17 protein-coding genes are annotated in these 17,501 nt (G+C 65.4%); 13 read left to right on the forward strand and 4 right to left on the reverse strand.

What is annotated here, in order from left to right; genetic code table 11:
• The first annotated feature begins 9 nt into the window (after positions 1-9).
• From AC5ZFO_RS19705 to AC5ZFO_RS19715, 3 genes are read left to right on the forward strand one after another with little or no spacing between them, the layout of a single operon-like run.
• A complete protein-coding gene (locus AC5ZFO_RS19705) occupies positions 10-2,214 on the forward strand; it encodes an amylo-alpha-1,6-glucosidase (protein WP_282522750.1) in 2,205 nt (734 codons plus the stop codon).
• Positions 2,215-2,236: 22 nt separating this feature from the next.
• Complete coding sequence (locus AC5ZFO_RS19710; RefSeq protein ID WP_282522751.1) at positions 2,237-2,770, forward strand: PRC-barrel domain-containing protein; 534 nt, start codon at positions 2,237-2,239, stop codon at positions 2,768-2,770.
• Between the two features lie 23 nt (positions 2,771-2,793).
• A complete protein-coding gene (locus AC5ZFO_RS19715) occupies positions 2,794-4,107 on the forward strand; it encodes an MFS transporter (RefSeq protein ID WP_282522752.1) in 1,314 nt (437 codons plus the stop codon).
• Between the two features lie 34 nt (positions 4,108-4,141).
• Here the strand turns inward: AC5ZFO_RS19715 and AC5ZFO_RS19720 are convergent, their stop codons facing one another.
• From AC5ZFO_RS19720 to fixL, 4 genes are all read right to left on the reverse strand, one after another.
• Positions 4,142-4,840 (reverse strand): helix-turn-helix domain-containing protein, encoded by a 699-nt coding sequence (locus AC5ZFO_RS19720; RefSeq protein WP_282522753.1) that lies wholly within the window; start codon positions 4,838-4,840, stop codon positions 4,142-4,144.
• A 204-nt stretch (positions 4,841-5,044) separates the two neighbouring features.
• Complete coding sequence (locus AC5ZFO_RS19725; RefSeq protein WP_282522754.1) at positions 5,045-5,467, reverse strand: response regulator; 423 nt, start codon at positions 5,465-5,467, stop codon at positions 5,045-5,047.
• 58 nt (positions 5,468-5,525) lie between these two features.
• Complete coding sequence (gene fixJ, locus AC5ZFO_RS19730) at positions 5,526-6,143, reverse strand: response regulator FixJ (protein WP_028150099.1); 618 nt, start codon at positions 6,141-6,143, stop codon at positions 5,526-5,528.
• A 3-nt stretch (positions 6,144-6,146) separates the two neighbouring features.
• Complete coding sequence (fixL, locus tag AC5ZFO_RS19735; RefSeq protein WP_282522755.1) at positions 6,147-7,664, reverse strand: sensor protein FixL; 1,518 nt, start codon at positions 7,662-7,664, stop codon at positions 6,147-6,149.
• 208 nt (positions 7,665-7,872) lie between these two features.
• Between fixL and AC5ZFO_RS19740 the strand changes: the two genes are divergently transcribed.
• The 10 genes from AC5ZFO_RS19740 to ccoS all read left to right on the forward strand — a co-directional run bounded on the left by AC5ZFO_RS19740 (position 7,873) and on the right by ccoS (position 17,406).
• The gene (locus AC5ZFO_RS19740) at positions 7,873-8,706 is read left to right on the forward strand and encodes a universal stress protein (protein WP_282522756.1); all 834 of its coding nucleotides are present in this window, start codon (positions 7,873-7,875) and stop codon (positions 8,704-8,706) included.
• 37 nt (positions 8,707-8,743) lie between these two features.
• On the forward strand, positions 8,744-9,169 hold the full coding sequence (locus tag AC5ZFO_RS19745) for a CBS domain-containing protein (RefSeq protein WP_282522757.1): 426 nt from the start codon (positions 8,744-8,746) through the stop codon (positions 9,167-9,169).
• Positions 9,170-9,505: 336 nt separating this feature from the next.
• The gene (gene ccoN / locus AC5ZFO_RS19750) at positions 9,506-11,155 is read left to right on the forward strand and encodes a cytochrome-c oxidase, cbb3-type subunit I (protein ID WP_282522758.1); all 1,650 of its coding nucleotides are present in this window, start codon (positions 9,506-9,508) and stop codon (positions 11,153-11,155) included.
• A 10-nt stretch (positions 11,156-11,165) separates the two neighbouring features.
• Positions 11,166-11,900, forward strand: coding sequence for a cytochrome-c oxidase, cbb3-type subunit II (gene ccoO / locus AC5ZFO_RS19755; protein WP_282522759.1), 735 nt, complete (start codon positions 11,166-11,168; stop codon positions 11,898-11,900).
• Between the two features lie 13 nt (positions 11,901-11,913).
• Entirely contained in the window at positions 11,914-12,078 is a 165-nt protein-coding gene (locus AC5ZFO_RS19760; RefSeq protein ID WP_014497064.1) for a CcoQ/FixQ family Cbb3-type cytochrome c oxidase assembly chaperone, read from the forward strand.
• 6 nt (positions 12,079-12,084) lie between these two features.
• On the forward strand, positions 12,085-12,960 hold the full coding sequence (gene ccoP, locus AC5ZFO_RS19765; protein WP_282522760.1) for a cytochrome-c oxidase, cbb3-type subunit III: 876 nt from the start codon (positions 12,085-12,087) through the stop codon (positions 12,958-12,960).
• Positions 12,961-13,073: 113 nt separating this feature from the next.
• Positions 13,074-14,537: a cytochrome c oxidase accessory protein CcoG gene (gene ccoG / locus AC5ZFO_RS19770; protein WP_282522761.1), complete on the forward strand. Its 1,464-nt coding sequence runs from the start codon at positions 13,074-13,076 to the stop codon at positions 14,535-14,537.
• 15 nt (positions 14,538-14,552) lie between these two features.
• Positions 14,553-15,038 carry a FixH family protein gene (locus AC5ZFO_RS19775; RefSeq protein WP_282522762.1) on the forward strand — a complete coding sequence of 162 codons (486 nt, stop codon included), beginning with the start codon at positions 14,553-14,555 and terminating at the stop codon, positions 15,036-15,038.
• An 11-nt stretch (positions 15,039-15,049) separates the two neighbouring features.
• The gene (locus tag AC5ZFO_RS19780; RefSeq protein ID WP_282522763.1) at positions 15,050-17,239 is read left to right on the forward strand and encodes a cation-translocating P-type ATPase; all 2,190 of its coding nucleotides are present in this window, start codon (positions 15,050-15,052) and stop codon (positions 17,237-17,239) included.
• Complete coding sequence (ccoS, locus tag AC5ZFO_RS19785; RefSeq protein ID WP_282522764.1) at positions 17,239-17,406, forward strand: cbb3-type cytochrome oxidase assembly protein CcoS; 168 nt, start codon at positions 17,239-17,241, stop codon at positions 17,404-17,406. Before AC5ZFO_RS19780 ends, ccoS begins: the two co-directional genes overlap by 1 nt.
• The last annotated feature ends 95 nt before the right edge of the window (positions 17,407-17,501 follow it).

The raw sequence follows: 17,501 nt of genomic DNA on the forward strand, positions 1-17,501 counted from the left end.
GAGCAGCTCATGGCAGCCGAAGCCGTAACCCAGATCGTCTCGGCATCGCAGACGGAGGAGGCCGTCGCGGAGCAGGCGTTCTACATTCCGATGACGGGGCCCGCCGCGCGGCCCCGTCGGTCGCTGAAGCACGACGACACCTTCATCGTGCTGGACAGCCATGGCGACATCGGCGCTTCCGCCGGCGGGCCGGACGGCCTGTTCAACTGCGACACGCGCTATCTGGCGCGGCTGGAGCTCGTGCTCGACGATCTCCAGCCGTTGCTGCTCGGCTCGAATCTGCGCGACGACAATTCGGCCCTGACCGTCGATCTCACCAATCCCGATATCTATCGGCAGGGCCGCATCGTGCTGCAGAAGGACCTGCTGCACATCGTGCGCACGATCTTCCTGTGGCGCGGCACGGCCTATCAGCGCATCGGCGTGCAGAACCATGGCGACCGTCGCGCCAGCCTGGAGCTGACGCTGCTGTTCGACAACGATTTTGCCGACCTGTTCGAGGTGCGTGGCGAGCGGCGCCCGCACCGCGGGACCGGCACCAGCAAGTTGCTCGGGCCGACCGACGTGCTGTTCCACTATCGCGGCCTTGACGATGCCCAGCGTACCACCGGCCTGCATTTCGACCCGCGTCCGACGCGGCTGTCGGTGAATGCCGCGACCTGGCAGCTCGACCTGGACCCGCATCAGTCGAAATCCCTGTTCGTGGCGGTGTCCTGCAATCGGCCGATCGCGGAGAAGCCCGCGCGCTTTTTCAGGGGCCTGCTCGCCCATCGCCGCGAGATGCGCCAGTCGACGACGGGCATGGCCAGCATCGAGACGTCGAACAACATCTTCAACGAGGTGCTGTGCCAGGCCATGGCCGACCTCAACATGCTGATGACGGAGACGCCGCAGGGGCGTTACCCCTATGCCGGCATTCCCTGGTACTCGACGACGTTCGGCCGCGACGGCCTGATCACCGCGCTCCAGATGCTCTGGATCGATCCGCGGGTCGCGAAGGGCGTGCTGCGGCGGCTCGCGCATTTTCAGGCAGAGGCGGTCGATCCGCTGAACGATGCGGCGCCTGGAAAAATCCTGCACGAGATGCGTGGCGGCGAGATGGCTGCGCTCCGCGAGGTGCCGTTCGCGCAATATTACGGCAGCGTGGATTCAACCGCTTTGTTCGTGCTGCTCGCCGGAAGCTATTTCGAGCGCACCGGCGACGAGAAGACATTGACCGAGCTGTGGCCGGCGATCGAGGCGGGGCTGGCCTGGATCGACGGCCCCGGCGACCCCGACAAAGACGGCTTCGTCGAATACCAGCGCGCCACCGAAAAGGGCCTCGCCAACCAGGGCTGGAAGGACTCGTATGACGCGATCTTCCATGCCGATGGCCAGCTTGCGGAAGGCAATCTCGCCCTTGCCGAGGTGCAGGGTTACGTCTTTGCCGCCAAGCAGCTCGCCGCACGTTGCGCGTTGCGGCTCGGCAAGCCGGACCTCGCCAAAAAGCTCGAGGCCGAGGCCAAGGCGCTGGCCGAGCGGTTCGAGAAGGCATTCTGGTGCGAGGAACTCGGCACCTATGCGCTCGCGCTCGACGGCAGGAAGCGGCCCTGCAAGGTGCGGACATCCAATGCCGGGCAGGTGCTGTTCAGCGGCATGATCCGCGAGGACCGCGCACGTCTCGTCGCCGCCGATCTGATGGCGCCACACTTCTTCTCGGGCTGGGGCATCCGCACGGTCGCTGTCGGCGAGGTGCGCTACAATCCGATGTCCTATCATGACGGCTCGATCTGGCCGCACGACAATGCGCTGATCGCGCTCGGGCTCGCGCGCTACGGGCTCAAGCATTCGGTGGCGCATGTCTTCAAGGGCCTGTTCGACGCGGCGACCTACATGGACCTGCGGCGGCTGCCCGAATTGTTCTGCGGCTTCCGGCGCGAGAAGCGGCGGGGCCCGACGCTCTATCCGGTCGCCTGCGCGCCGCAGGCCTGGGCCAGCGCGACGCCATTCACGCTGCTGGAGGCCGCGCTCGGCATCGAGTTCGACGTCGCGCGCGGCGAGATTCGCCTGCGCAATCCGCATCTGCCGGCGTTCCTGAACGAGGTGATCCTGCGCGATCTGCGCCTGGGCAATTCCAGCGTGGATCTGCGCGTCAGCCGTCACGGCGACGACGTCGCGCTCGAGGTCTTGCGCACGCGCGGCCAGATCCAGGTCTCGATCGTGCTGGCACGCTAGCGGCGTGCCGGGAGGAGGGTTCATGCGTATCGCCGGATGGTTGGTTCTGAGCGTGGCGATCGTCGCGGGATTGACAGTCGCCGCATCGCGTGCCGCGGAGGAACCGCCCGCGGGCCCAACGACGCCCCCCAGCGAAGCGAACGCGCCGGCCACGGTGCAGCCGCCGGCTTCCACCGTGCCGGTCACGCCGAAGGACGCCGCGCCGCCGCCGTCCGTGACCATCATCGGTGCGAGTGACGCCCATGGCGTGCTCGGCCGTGACGTGCGCAGCGCAGCCGACGAGGACATGGGCCGCATTGTCGACATCATCGTCGACCGCACCGGCCATGTGCGCGCCGCCGTGATCGATTTCGGCGGCTTCCTCGGCGTCGGCAGCCGCAAGATCGTGGTGGACTGGAACGCGATGCGGTTCGGCAAGATTGCCAACAAGAAGGACAGCATCACGCTGGAATTGACCAAGGCGCAGGTCGCAGCCGCGCCGGAATACAAGGAAGACACGCCGATGGTGGTGCTCGGCGCGTCCGGCAGCCTGCAGCCGCTGCAAGCGATTCAGTGAGGCACGGGGAGGAATGGCCGCCGGTGCTGTTGTCGAGGAAGCCGAACCACGCAGATCGCGATAGCCGCGTTGAACGGTACAACGTTGCCGCGCCGCCGCCTGCAGGCCTTCCGGCGCCGTCGCGCCAGAGCCTGCGCGGCCTCGACTGGTTCATCTTCTTCCTCGCCGACGTGCAGACCGGGTTCGGCCCCTTCATCGCGGTCTACCTCACGACGCAGAAATGGACCCAGGTCGAGATCGGCCTCGTGCTGTCGATCGGCGGCATCGTCGCGCTGATCGGGCAGATGCCGGGTGGCGCGATCATCGATGCCGCGAAGTCCGAGCGGCTGGTCGCAGCCCTCGCGATCGCGACCATCGGCTTTTGCGCGCTCGCCTATGCGGCGATGCCGATCTTCCCTGTGGTGGTGGCTGCGGCCACGCTGCATGCGGCGGCGAGCTGCGTGCTGGGGCCGGCGATCGCGGCGATCAGCCTCGGCCTCGTCGGTCCGCTTGCGATCGGCGAACGGCTCGGCCGCAATGCGCGCTTTGCGTCCCTCGGCAACGGCGTCGCCGCCGCCGTGATGGGCACGGCCGGCTATCTCCTGTCGAGCCGCTCTGTGTTCCTGGTCACCTTCCTGCTGGCGATTCCGACCCTGATCGCGCTGTCGCGCATCCGCGAGGAGGAAGTGGACATCGCGCGCTGTCACGGCGAGATGCCGCGCGAGGCGCCGGTTCCAGGCGACACCAATATCTGGCACCTGATCCGGCAGCGCCCGCTGATCGTCTTCGCGCTGAGCGTACTGCTGCTGCAATTGGCGAACGCCGCGATGATGCCGCTGATGGCGAGCGCGGTGACGGCGCGGTCGAGCCAGTGGGCGACGGTGCTCGTCGCCTTCTGCATCGTCGTGCCACAGGCGATTGTTGCGCTGTTGTCACCGACGGTCGGGCGCAAGGCGCAGCTCTGGGGCAGGCGGCCGTTGTTGTTGATCGGGTTCGCCGCGCTGACGATCCGGGGCCTTCTGTTTGCGACCGTGCGCGATCCTTATCTGCTGGTCGCGGTGCAGGTGTTCGACGGCATCACGGCGGCGGTGTTTGCGGTGATGATCCCGCTGATCGTGGCTGACGTCGCCTTCGGCAGTGGCCATTTCAATCTGGCGCAAGGCATTGTCGGGACCGCGACCGGCATCGGGGCGTCCTTGAGCACGGCGCTTGGCGGCTATGTCAGCGACAAGTTCGGCAATGCCACCGCCTTCATCGGGCTGTCCGGCGTCGCCGCGACCGGGCTTTTGCTGATCCTCTTCGTGATGCCGGAAACCCGGCGCACCGGCATGATCGCGCCAAAGAAAATGGCCGGCTGAACAGCCGGCCAAGTGCGTGGGGAGGGAAAAGCGATCAGGCGTCGAGATTGTGCAGGCGCTGACGGTTGCGCAGCACGATCTGGCGGGCGCCGGAAAATCCCAAAATGCCTTGGGCGTGAAGCTGCGACAGCGCGCGCGACACGGTCTCCAGCGTCAGGCCGAGATAGTCGCCGATGTCGCGGCGGCACATCGGCAGTGCCATCATGCCGGCTACCGCAAGGCGGCGGTCCATCTCGAGCAGGAAGGTTGCGACGCGCTCCATCGCAGTCTTGCGTCCCAGCAGCAGCATGTGGTCTTCGGCGTGACGTAGTTCGCCGGCGGTCATGGCCCAGAGCTTGCGGGCGACCTGCACGTCGGTGCCGGCGGCCTTCTCCAGGCTCGCGCGCTTCACCAGGCGCACGGTTGTGTCGATGATGGCTTCAGCGGCGAGGCGGTGGCTGGGACCGGATTCAAGGCCGAACACGTCACCGGGGAGATGGAAGGAGCCGATCTGGCGGCGGCCGTCGGAGAGCAGCTTGTAGCTGCGCACCGCGCCGGTGATGACCTGGTAGACATATTCGGCCGGCTCGTCCTCGCCGTAGATTTCCTCGTCCTTGCGGTAGGAGAACTCCGTGGCGACGAGGCCGACTTGGCCGGCGATCGCGCCGAACTGGTCGGAGACGGGATGGGCAGGAGCAATCTTGCCACGAACTTGCGTGTTGATCGCCTGGGTGTTGAGGGTCTCGGTCAGCATCTGCGCCATCTCCGTTGTGATGACGCTTTGGTACGCGGGTTCGCGCGCTTCGAAAATTTCGCGAGATATCTTAAGGGGGGGCCCTTACGTAGAATCCCTTAGGTCACGGGAACGCGTAGCCCGGATGGAGCGAAGCGAAATCCGGGGCCGCTGTGGCTTGTCATCCCGGATTGCGCTGCGCTCCATCCGGGCTACGAAACATCCCTAGTTGCCGCGGCCGCCCTGGATGGCGTGGCGGATGGACTTGACCAGGGTTTCGTCGAGAAGCGGCTTCAAAATCACGTCCTTGACGCCTGCGGCTGCCGCCCGGGCCGAGATATTCCCGTCGGGATAGCCGGTGATCAGGATCACGGGCGTGCCCTCGTCGGACTGGCGCAATCGGCCGGCCAGCTCGATGCCGTTGATGTCGGGCATCTTGTAGTCGATCACGTAGCAGTCCGCCCCCTGCGCGCCGCTGGCATTCAGCAGGGCCGTGGCATTCCTGAAGGTCCGCACGGCAAAGCCGTCGGTTTCCAGCAGGAATTGCAGGGATCCCAGCACAGCGGCATCATCGTCGACCACGTAGACGGTGGGCTTTGCGGATGACGTCATTGGAAGCCGCTGATGGTGCGAGCCGATCTCGATCATCCCATCTGGCTAGCACGGCCCGGCAGAATGATTTTGACCTGCCTCAATCCGATTTGCCTCAATCCTTCAGCATCCCGGCGCGCATCGCCAGCCGGACCAGCTCCGAGAGGCTGTTGGCCTGCATCTTGGTCATGACGTTGGCCCGGTAGACCTCGATGGTGCGGGGGCTGATGTCGTATTCACGGGCGATCAGCTTGTTGGAGAGGCCCGCGATCAGCCCTTCCATCACCTGGCGCTCGCGCGGGCTGAGGGAGGCGACGCGGGCGGCGATGTCCTGCGAGATCGCCTCGTTCTTCGCCGCCGGCTCGGCCTGGCGGATCGCCGTCTCGATCATGGTGGTGAGGCGGTCGTCCTCGAATGGTTTCTCGAGAAAGTCGACCGCCCCCAACTTCATCGCCTCGACCGCGAGCGGCACGTCGCCATGACCGGTCATGATCAGGATCGGGAACGGGCTCTGCTGCGCCTTCATCCGCTTCAACAGCTCGATCCCGTCGATTCCAGGCATGCGCACGTCCGAGACGACGCAGCCGAAGGCGAGGCCGGGCAGGACATCGAGGAAGGCTTGCGCATCGTCAAACAGGGTGACGCCGAAGCCGGAGGAATCCAGCAGGAAGTTCAGCGAGTCCCGCATCGCCTCGTCGTCATCGATGACGTAGACATGTCCCTTGGTCGTCATGGATCAATTCTCATCGGCTGCCGGGAGAGTGAAGCGGAATGTCGCGCCGCCTGATGGGTTGCTCTCGGCCCACATGCGTCCGCCGTGAGCCTCGATGATCGAGCGGCTGATGGAGAGTCCCACGCCCATGCCGGTTTCCTTGGTGGTGAAGAAAGTCTGGAACAGGTTGGGAATGACGTCGCCCTGGAAGCCGGAGCCAGTGTCGGACACCTCGACCTCGATCATGTCGTCACCGACGCGGGTGTTGGCGACTACGAGCTCGCGCTGAGGCGATTGCGCCATCGCTTCCAGCGCGTTGCGGAACAGATTGACCAGCACCTGCTGGATCTGTACGCGGTCGGCGAGCACGAGATCGGCGTCGGGATTGAGGCTGAAGCGGAGCTGCACGTTCTGCTCGCGCGCGCCGGCAAGTCCGAGCGCGCCGGCTTCCTCGATCAGCTTGGACAGGCTCTCGACCCGCTTCTCGGACTCGCCGCGGGAGACGAAGTCGCGCAGGCGGCGGATGATCTGGCCGGCGCGCAAGGCCTGCTCCGCGGCGCGATCCATCGCACTTTCGATCTTTGGCGTGTTGGGATCGGTGCTGCCGGCCAGCAGCCGCCGCGACCCCTTCATGTAATTGCTGATCGCCGCCAGCGGCTGGTTGATCTCGTGGGCAAGCGCCGAGGCCATCTCGCCCATCGCGGTCAGCCGCGACACGTGGACGAGCTCGGACTGCAATTCCTGGAGCCGCGCCTGGGTCTGCTGGTGCTCGGTGAGGTCGCGGACGAAGCCGGTGAAATAGGGCTCGCCGCCGGACTGCATCTCGCCGATCGAGAGGTGCATCGGAAAGGTCGTGCCGTCGCGGCGCTTGCCGGTCACGATGCGGCCGATGCCGATGATGTGCGGGTCGTTGGTGCTGCGATAGCGCGCGATGTAGCTGTCGTGGCGGGTGCGGTCGGGCTCCGGCATCAGGATGCTGACGTTCTGGCCGATCGCCTCCTGCTCGGACCAGCCGAACAGGCGCTCGGCGGCGGTGCTGAACAGTTGCATGATGCCGCGGCCGTCGATGACGATCATGGCGTCGGGAATGGTGTGAAGGATCGAGCGGAGGTGGGTCTCGCGCGTGCGCAGGGCTTCCTCGACCTGCTTCTCCTCGTCGATGTCGAGGAAGATGCCGCTGAGATGGCGGGCGCAGCCGGAATCGTCCCGGATCAAGCCGGCGCGGGCCCTGATCCATTTGCCGCGGCCGGAATTGGCGGAAATCCTGAAGGAGACGTCGAAGCCGCCGCCATGCTCGGAGACCTGCTTGATCGCGTTCTCGACGCGCGCGCGGTCGCCGGGCTCGAGGCGCGACAGGAAGAGGTCGTAGCTCGCCGGCTGGCCCCGCTCGATGCCGAGCAGCATCCTCGCGGTTTCCGACCACTCCAGTTCGCGCGTGGTGAGGTCGAGATCCCAGGTGCCGACGCCGAATCCCTCGATCCGGACCCGGAAATGCTCGCCGCGACTGTCGTCTGGCGGATGCGTTACGCGGGTCGGCGACAATCGATGACTCCCATCTTCACGCGGCGGGCGTAGTGCCGCGAACATGACCGCAATTTCGCCCATGGACCGGCCCGAGGCAAGTTCGGATGTCTGATTCCATTGGCGGATTTCGCTCAAGGCCGCATCCGGCGATTTGATCTACCTCATCCTGCCTCGTCACGGCGAGGCTAGATTTCGCGTCAGTTCATTGCCTGTGCGGAGAATCCCAATGACTTACGCGACCGTGATGGTCAGTCTGGCGCTCGATCAGTCCAACGAGGCGCGCCTTCAGGTCGCGGGTGAGCTCGCCGAGCGATTCGAGGCGGCCATTATCGGGGTTGCCGCAGGGCAATTCGCGCCGCCGCTCTATTTCACCGACGGCGCTGAAGCCCAGAGCCTGATCGATCAGGAGGAAGCCTCCATCAGGAAGCGCCTTGCTGATCTGGAGGCGCAGTTCCGCGCCGCCACCAAAGCGCGCGGCGGCCGCGTGGAGTGGCGCGGCGCCATGGATTTTCCGACCCGTTTTGTGCTGGCGCAGGCACGATGTGCCGATATCATCGTCAGCGGCGGCCACAGCCCGGCCTTCTCCGATGCGTTCGCGCTCGCGAGCCCCAAGGACCTGGTGATGCAGGCCGGCCGCCCGCTTCTCGTCGTTCCCGACAAGGTCAACTGGCTCGATCTGCGCAGCGTGCTGGTGGCCTGGAAGGACACGCCGGAGGCGCGGCGCGCGGTAGCGGATGCGCTGCCGATGCTGCGCAAGGCGAGGGACGTCACCATCGTCGAAATCCCGGAGCGCGATGACGACCGTTCGGCGGTGATGGCCGGCGTCACCGACGTTGCCGCCTGGCTCGCCCGTCACGGCGTCACCGCGAGCGCACGCGTCTCGGAGGTCGTGCGGAACGCAACCGCTGCCGCGCAGTTGGAGCAGGTCGCTGGCGACCTCGGCGCCGGCCTGATCGTGGCGGGCGCCTATGGGCATTCGCGCTTTCGCGAGCTGATCCTCGGCGGCGTCACCGAATATCTGGTCACGCAATCCGCCCGCAGCGTGCTGCTGTCGCACTGACGGCGGGCGGGCCAAAACGAAAATCGGAGGACGCGCTGTGTATAAATTTCTTGAAGAGATCGTCGACAGCTACATGACGCGCAACGTCACGACGGTGCGGCGCGACCACGACCTGCTCGCGCTCAGCGAGATGTTCGAGCGTGATGATTTCAACTCCTATCCGGTCGAGGACGACGGGCAGGTGGTCGGCATCGTCACCAAGTTCGACATCCTGAAATGCTTCGCGTTCTCGCCGAACCAGATGCTGCCGCGCTATCACGACCTGATGAGCCGCAGGATCGGCGACGTCATGACGCCCGAGTTCATCTATGTCAGCCCCGACACGCGGCTGACGCGCGTGCTCCAGGTCATGGTCGAGCACCGCATCAGGAGCATCATCGTGCTCGACGGCGCCGAGAAGCTGGTCGGAATCATCGCCCGCGAGGACGTCATCAAGGCGCTCAAGGCGACGGCAAGGGAGTGACTCCTTTCTTGTAGGGTGGGCAAAGCGAAGCGTGCCCACCATTCAGTCGCGGTGTTGAATAGAGCGTGGGCACGGCGCAAGTGCGCCTTTGCCCACCCTACGATTCTGAACTCGGAGAGGCATACCCCTCACCCTAGTGAGTCTGCCGCACTGTCCGCGCTGCCCTCTCCCGCAAGGGGAGAGGGCACTTTAACTGGCGGCTCCGCAGAAATACGGCCCCTCCCGGAAAATGGCCGCCCGATAGTTAGAACTCAAACGCACACCTTGATTTCAATCAATTCCCCGCGAGGGTGAATGTGGTTTCTGGCGGCGTGTTCTTTCGAGAGAGAATCCGCGATGCCCCAGCCCTCCATCTCCAAATCGATGACAGCAGGTGAAAGCGGCCTGGCTGTCGTGTTCGCGGTCACCGCCTTCCTCTGCGTGATCGCCGCGGCCAAGGCGCTCGACGCGCCGTTCGCTTTCCACGCCGCGCTCAGCGCGGCGGCGAGCGTGGCTGTGGTCTTTGGCATCGTCAACCGCTACTTCGACCGCCCGGCGGAGTTGCCGCCCGCGGAGATCAACGGCCGCCCCAACTACAACATGGGCCCGGTCAAGTTCACCGCGGTCATGGCGATGTTCTGGGGCATTGCCGGCTTCCTCGTCGGCCTCATCATCGCCTCGCAGCTGGCGTGGCCCGCGCTGAACTTCGATCTGCCCTGGACCAGCTTCGGCCGGCTGCGTCCGCTGCACACCTCCGCGGTGATCTTCGCCTTCGGCGGCAACGTGCTGATCGGCACGTCGCTCTATGTCGTGCAGAAGTCCTGCCGCGTGCGCCTTGCGGGCGATCTCGCGCCCTGGTTCGTCGTGATCGGCTACAACTTCTTCATCCTGATCGCCGGCACCGGCTATCTGCTCGGTGTCACCCAGTCGAAGGAATATGCCGAGCCGGAATGGTATGCCGACCTCTGGCTCACCATCGTCTGGGTCGCCTATCTGCTGGTGTTCCTTGCCACGATCATCAAGCGCAAGGAGCCGCACATCTTCGTCGCGAACTGGTTCTATCTCGCCTTCATCGTGACGATCGCGGTCCTGCATCTCGGCAACAATCCCGCGCTGCCGGTCTCGGTGTTCGGCTCAAAATCCTACGTCGCCTGGGGTGGCATCCAGGACGCCATGTTCCAGTGGTGGTACGGCCACAACGCGGTCGGCTTCTTCCTGACCGCCGGCTTCCTCGCCATCATGTACTACTTCATCCCGAAGCGCGCGGAGCGGCCGATCTATTCCTACCGGCTGTCGATCATCCACTTCTGGGCGCTGATCTTCCTCTACATCTGGGCCGGCCCGCACCATCTGCACTACACGGCGCTGCCCGACTGGACGCAGACGCTCGGCATGACCTTCTCGATCATGCTGTGGATGCCCTCCTGGGGCGGCATGATCAACGGCCTGATGACGCTGTCCGGCGCCTGGGACAAGCTCCGCACCGATCCCGTGCTGCGCATGCTCGTGGTCTCCGTCGCCTTCTACGGCATGTCGACCTTCGAAGGCCCGATGATGTCGATCAAGGTGGTGAACTCGCTCAGCCACTACACCGACTGGACCATCGGCCACGTGCATTCCGGCGCGCTCGGCTGGGTCGGCTTCGTCTCCTTCGGCGCGCTCTACTGCATGGTGCCGTGGGTGTGGAATCGCAAGGGCCTCTACAGCCTGAAGCTCGTCAACTGGCACTTCTGGATCGCGACGCTGGGGATCGTTCTCTACATCTCGGCGATGTGGGTGTCCGGCATCCTGCAGGGCCTGATGTGGCGCGCCTACACCTCGCTCGGCTTCCTCGAATATTCCTTCATCGAGAGCGTCGAGGCGATGCATCCGTTCTACATCATCCGCGCCGCCGGCGGTGGGCTGTTCCTGATCGGCGCGCTGATCATGGCCTACAATCTCTGGATGACCGTTCGCGTCGGCGAACAGGAAGTCCAGATGCCCGTCGCGCTTCAGCCGGCGGAATGAGGAGCCTTCCATGTCGTTCTGGACACGCCACCAAATCTTCGAAAAGAACTCGATCGTCCTGATCGTCGGCATTCTGCTGGTGATCGCGATCGGTGGTCTCGTCGAGATCACGCCGCTGTTCTACCTCAAGAGCACGATCGAGGCGGTCGACGGCGTCAGGCCCTACACGCCGCTGGAGCTCGCGGGCCGCAACGTCTATGTCCGCGAAGGCTGCTATCTCTGCCATTCGCAGATGATCCGCCCCTTGCGCGACGAGGTCGAGCGCTACGGCCACTTCTCGCTCGCCGCCGAGAGCATGTACGACCACCCGTTCCAGTGGGGCTCGAAGCGCACCGGTCCCGATCTCGCCCGCGTCGGCGCCAAATATTCCGACGACTGGCACGTCACCCATCTGACCAACCCGCGCGCGATCGTGCCGCAGTCGGTGATGCCGGGCTATCCGTTCCTGAGCCAGACCGAGGTCGATCCCGATACGATCGCCGACCACATGAAGACGCTCAAGGCCGTCGGCACGCCCTACACCGACGACCAGATCGCCAACGCGGGCGCCGATCTGAAAGCCCAGGCCGATCCGGACAATGCCGGAAGCGATGCCTTCACCAAGCGTTACGCCAAGGCCGTCGTGCGCAATTTCGACGGCAAGGCCGGCACGCCGACCGAGATGGATGCGCTGATCGCGTATCTGCAGATGCTGGGCACGCTGGTCGACTTCAAGCTCTACAACGAGAAAGCCAATCTTCGCTGAGAAGGCATCAACGATGAAAGCCATCCTGACACTCGACAATCTCGCGTCTGGTCTCGTGACCACGATCTGGACGCCGGTCTTCGTCGCGATCTTTCTCGCGATCATCGCCTACGCATTATGGCCCCGCAACAAGGCCGCTTTCGACGAAGCGGCACGCCTGCCGTTGCGGGAGGAGTAAGAGATCATGACCGATCATCATGGCGACATCGATTCCGTCACCGGCAAGTCCACGACCGGACATGAGTGGGACGGCATCAAGGAGCTCAACACGCCGCTGCCGCGCTGGTGGGTGATCTCATTCTACCTCACCATCGTCTGGGCGATCGGCTACTGGATCGTCTATCCGGCCTGGCCGCTGATCTCCAGCAATACCACCGGCCTGTTCGGCTATTCATCGCGCGCCGACGTCGCGGTCGAGCTCGCCAACCTCGAGAAGATCCGGGGTGACAAGATGGCGGCGTTGGGCGCGGCTTCGCTCGCCGACATCGAGAAGGACCCGGCCTTGCTGGCGCTGGCGCGGGCCAAGGGCAAGACCGTGTTCGGCGACAATTGCGCGCCGTGCCACGGCTCGGGCGGCGCCGGCGCCAAGGGCTTTCCGAACCTGAACGACGACGACTGGCTGTGGGGCGGCACGCTCGACCAGATCATGCAGACCATCCGGTTCGGCGCGCGCTCCGGCCATGCCAAGGCGCATGAAGGGCAGATGCTCGCCTTCGGCAAGGACGGCGTGCTGAAGGGCGACGAGATCGTCACGGTCGCCAATTACGTGCGGTCGCTGTCGGGCCTCTCGACCCGCAACGGCTTTGATGCCGCCAAGGGCGAGAAGATTTTTGCGGAGAATTGCGTCGCCTGCCACGGGGACGGCGGCAAGGGCAACCCGGAGATGGGCGCCCCGAACCTGACCGACAAGATCTGGCTCTACGGCTCGGACGAAGCGAGCCTGATCGACACCATCAGCCAGGGCCGCGCCGGCGTGATGCCGGCCTGGGAAGGACGGCTCGACCCCGCCACCATCAAGGCGATGGCGGTCTACGTCCACTCGCTGGGCGGCGGAAAATAGCCTGCTCGCGACATGTGGGGGCGAACATAAAGTGCCCCCGCTTGCGCTGGATCAACTGACGCGCTCGCGTCGGGTCTAGGTTTAATCGCACCTTTTCGAGAAGCTTCCTGGCGATGAACAAGACCGCGAACCCGAACGACCTCACATCGAACGATGACGACGGGCCGCTCTACGTAGCCCAGAAGAAGGTGTATCCCCAGAGCGTCTCCGGCACGTTCCGCCGGATCAAATGGGGCCTGATGGCGTTCTGCCTCGGCGTCTACTACTTCCTGCCGTTCGTGCGCTGGAACCGCGGCCTCGGCGCTCCCAGCCAGGCGGTGCTGATCGATCTTCCCAACAGCCGCTTCTACTTCTTCTTCATCGAGCTGTGGCCGCAGGAGGTCTACTACTTCACCGGACTGCTGATCGTCGCCGCGGTGGCGCTGTTCCTGATGAACTCGGTCGGCGGCCGAATCTGGTGCGGCTATCTCTGCCCGCAGACGGTGTGGACCGATCTGTTCTACGCCGTCGAGAGGTTCGTCGAAGGCGATCGCCGCGAGCGGATGAAGAAAGACAAGTCGTCCGGCCTGACGCTGAAGCGCGTCTCCGAGATCGCACTCAAGCATTCGATCTGGCTTCTGATCGCCTGGTGGACCGGCGGCGCCTGGGTGCTCTATTTCAACGACGCGCCGACGCTGGTGAAGGAGCTCCTCACCTTCCAGGCGCCGATGATCGCCTATATCTGGATCGGCATCCTGACGGCGACGACCTATGTGCTCGCCGGCTACATGCGCGAGCAGGTCTGCACCTATATGTGCCCGTGGCCGCGCATCCAGGCCGCGCTCACCGACGAATGGGCGCTCAACGTCACCTACCGCTACGACCGCGGCGAGAAGCGCACCTCGGTGAAGAAGGCGATCGAGCTGCGCGCGCTTGGCGAGCATGTCGGCGACTGCGTCGACTGCTATCAATGCGTCGCGGTCTGCCCGACCGGCATCGACATCCGCAACGGGCCGCAGCTCGAATGCATCCAGTGCGGGCTCTGCATCGATGCCTGCGACAACGTCATGACCAAGATCGGCCGGCCGAAGCGGCTGATCGGCTACGACAACGACATCAACATCCAGCGCCGCCAGGAAGGCAAGGCGCCGGTCTACCGCATCGTCCGGGCCCGCACCGTCGCCTACAGCGCGATCATCGCGGCGGTCGGCGGCATCATGATCTACACGCTCGCGACCCGCAGCCTGCTCGACGTCAACGTGTTGCACGACCGTAATCCCGTCGCGGTCAAGCTCAGCGACGGCTCGATCCGCAATGCCTATACGGTTCGGCTGCTGAACAAGAGCGGCTACGACCGCGTCATCGCGATCGACGCCAACGGTCCGGCCAACCTGACCACGCATGTCGTCGGCATCGATTCCGTGACGCCCGACCGGCCGATGATCGTGATCCCGCGTGACTCCACCAGCGAGCTGCGCCTGCTGGTCACCGCACCGGCGGAGAGCAATCCGGAGAAGTCGGTTCCCGTTCGTTTCCACGTCACCGACATCGGGCTCGGCGAGGTCGCCACCGCCACCGACAATTTCGTCTCGCCCTAGGATCAGGAGACCGCCATGGCCACCAAGCCGCTGACCGGAACAAAAGTGTTCCTGATGCTGGTCGCCTTCTTCGGGCTCGTGATCGGTGTCAACGTGACCATGATGAAGCTCGCGATCGCGACGCTGCCCGGCACCGACGTCGACAGCCCCTATGCCGCAGGCCTCACCTATGACCGCGAGATCTCGGCAGCGCAGGACCAGGCTGCGCGCAAATGGCAGGTCAGCGCCCATATCGAGCGCCGCGCCGATGGCGCCGCCACGCTCCAGGTCGACGCCCGCGATGCGAAGGGCCAGCCGATGAGCGGGTTGAAATTCGGCGGCCGCCTGGAGCGGCCGACCGACAAGCGCGCCGATCTCCAGGTCACACTCTCGGAGGCCGGCATCGGCATCTATCGCGGCAATGCCACCTCGGTCGCGCCGGGGCAGTGGGATCTCGTGATCGAAGGCGAGGCGCGCGGAACACGCGTGTTCATGTCGCGCAACCGCGTGATCCTGAACTGAGGGAATCCGTCATGCATGTCACGCGGGATTTTTCGCATTACGTCCGGATCGCGGGCGAGGGTATCAAGCACATCGATCTCGCGGTCGAGGGGGTTCACTGCGCCGGCTGCATGGCCAAGATCGAGCGCGGCCTCTCCGCCATCCCCGACGTCACGCTGGCGCGTGTGAATCTCACCGACCGCCGCGTCGCGTTGGAATGGAAGCAGGGCACGCTCGACCCTATCAGCTTCATCGATCGGCTCGCGGAACTCGGCTACAAGGCCTATCCTTACGAGACCGAGAGCGCGGAAGCGACGGAAGTGGCGGAATCGCGCTTCCTGCTGCGCTGTCTCGGCGTCGCCGCGTTCGCCACCATGAACGTGATGATGCTGTCGATCCCGGTCTGGTCGGGCAACGTCTCGGACATGCTGCCGGAGCAGCGCGACTTCTTTCATTGGCTGTCGGCGCTGATCGCGCTACCGGCGGCGGCCTATGCCGGCCAGCCGTTCTTCCGCTCGGCCTGGCGCGCGCTGTCGGCCAAGACCACCAACATGGACGTGCCGATCTCGATCGGGGTGTGCCTTGCGCTCGGCATGTCCGTGGTCGAGACCATCCATCACGCCGAGCACGCCTATTTCGACGCGGCGATCATGCTGCTCACGTTTCTCCTGGTCGGTCGCGTCCTCGACCAGAACATGCGGCGGCGGACCCGCGCGGTCGCCGGCAATCTCGCCGCCTTGAAAGCAGAGACGGCCGCAAAATTCGTCGGTCCCGACGAGATTTCGCAGGTCCCGGTCGCGGCGATCCATCCCGGCGACATCGTGCTGCTCCGGCCCGGCGAGCGTTGCGCCGTCGACGGCACGGTGATCGAGGGGCGTTCCGAGATCGATCAGAGCCTGATCACCGGCGAGACGCTCTATGTCACGGCGGAGCGGGGCACGGCGGTCTATGCGGGCTCCATGAACATCTCCGGCACGCTGCGGGTGCGGGTCTCGGCTGCGTCGGAGGCGACGCTGCTCGCCGAGATCACGCGGCTCCTCGACAACGCGCTGCAGGCGCGCTCGCGCTACATGCGGCTCGCAGATCGCGCCTCGCGGCTCTACGCGCCGGTGGTGCATGCGACCGCGCTGATCACCATTTTGGGCTGGGTCATCGCGGGTGCGGGCTGGCACGATGCGGTCGTGACTGGCGTGGCCGTGCTGATCATCACCTGTCCCTGCGCGCTCGGGCTCGCGATCCCGACCGTGCAGACGGTGGCCTCGGGTGCCATGTTCAAAGCTGGCGTGCTGCTTAATTCAGGCGACGCCATCGAGCGGCTGGCCGAGGCCGACCACGTCATCTTCGACAAGACCGGCACACTGACGCTGCCCGATCTCGAAGTGATGAATGCGGCCGACATCCCCCCCAACGTCTTCGAACTCGCCGGCCGTCTCGCGCTGTCGAGCCATCACCCGGTCGCCGCCGCAGTCGCGCAGGCCGCCGGCGCAAGGTCGCCGATCGTTGGTGCGGTCGAGGAGGCCGGGCAGGGCGTGCGGGCTGTGGTGGACGGCGTCGAGATCCGTCTTGGCCGTCCGTCCTTCTGCGGCGCCGAAGCGCTGGTCGGCGGGGCCACGCTCGATCCCGAAGCCTCCATCGTAGCTTTCAGTAAAGGGACTGAAAAAGTCATCCTCTCGGTTCGTCAGGGCCTGCGGCCGGACGCGCAGGCCGTGATCGCGGCGCTGAAGGCGCGCAATGTCGGCATCGAGATCCTCTCCGGCGACCGTGAGCCCGCGGTGATCGCGGCGGCGCATGCGCTGGGCATCGCCGAGTGGCGCGCCGGCGTCACGCCGGCCGACAAGATCGCACGGATCGAGGAACTGAAGCAGCGCGGCGCCAAAGTGCTGATGGTCGGCGACGGCATGAATGACGCGCCCTCGCTGGCGGCGGCCCATGTCTCGATGTCGCCGATCTCGGCCGCGCATCTCAGCCAGGCGACCGCCGATCTGGTCTTCCTCGGCCGGCCGCTGGCACCTGTCGTCGCCGCGATCGACTCCGCGCGCAAGGCGCTGCACCTGATGCGGCAGAACCTCTGGCTGGCGATCGGCTATAACGTCCTCGCCGTGCCGGTGGCGATCAGCGGCATCGTGACGCCCCTGATTGCGGCGGCGGCCATGAGCGGGTCGTCGATCCTGGTCATGCTGAATTCGCTGCGGGCGCGCAATGCGTCACGGGAGATCGTGTGATGGAAATCCTGGTGATCCTGGTCCCGTTGGCACTGATGCTCGGTCTTGCCGGCCTCTTCGCCTTCCTCTGGTCGCTGCGGAGCGGCCAGTATGACGATCTCGACGGCGCGGCTTGGCGCGCCATCGCCGACGACGAGCCGCCGCAGGACGCCCCGGCCAAGCGTTAACGCTCCATTGGTTCCGCGCTGCCCTTTCCGGACATGGTCGCTGGACGGCCGGCGGTCGCCGGGCGTAACAATGCCGGAGGATTTTGCGTAGAAGC

The sequence above is a fragment of the Bradyrhizobium sp. Unk1 genome (assembly GCF_059512345.1).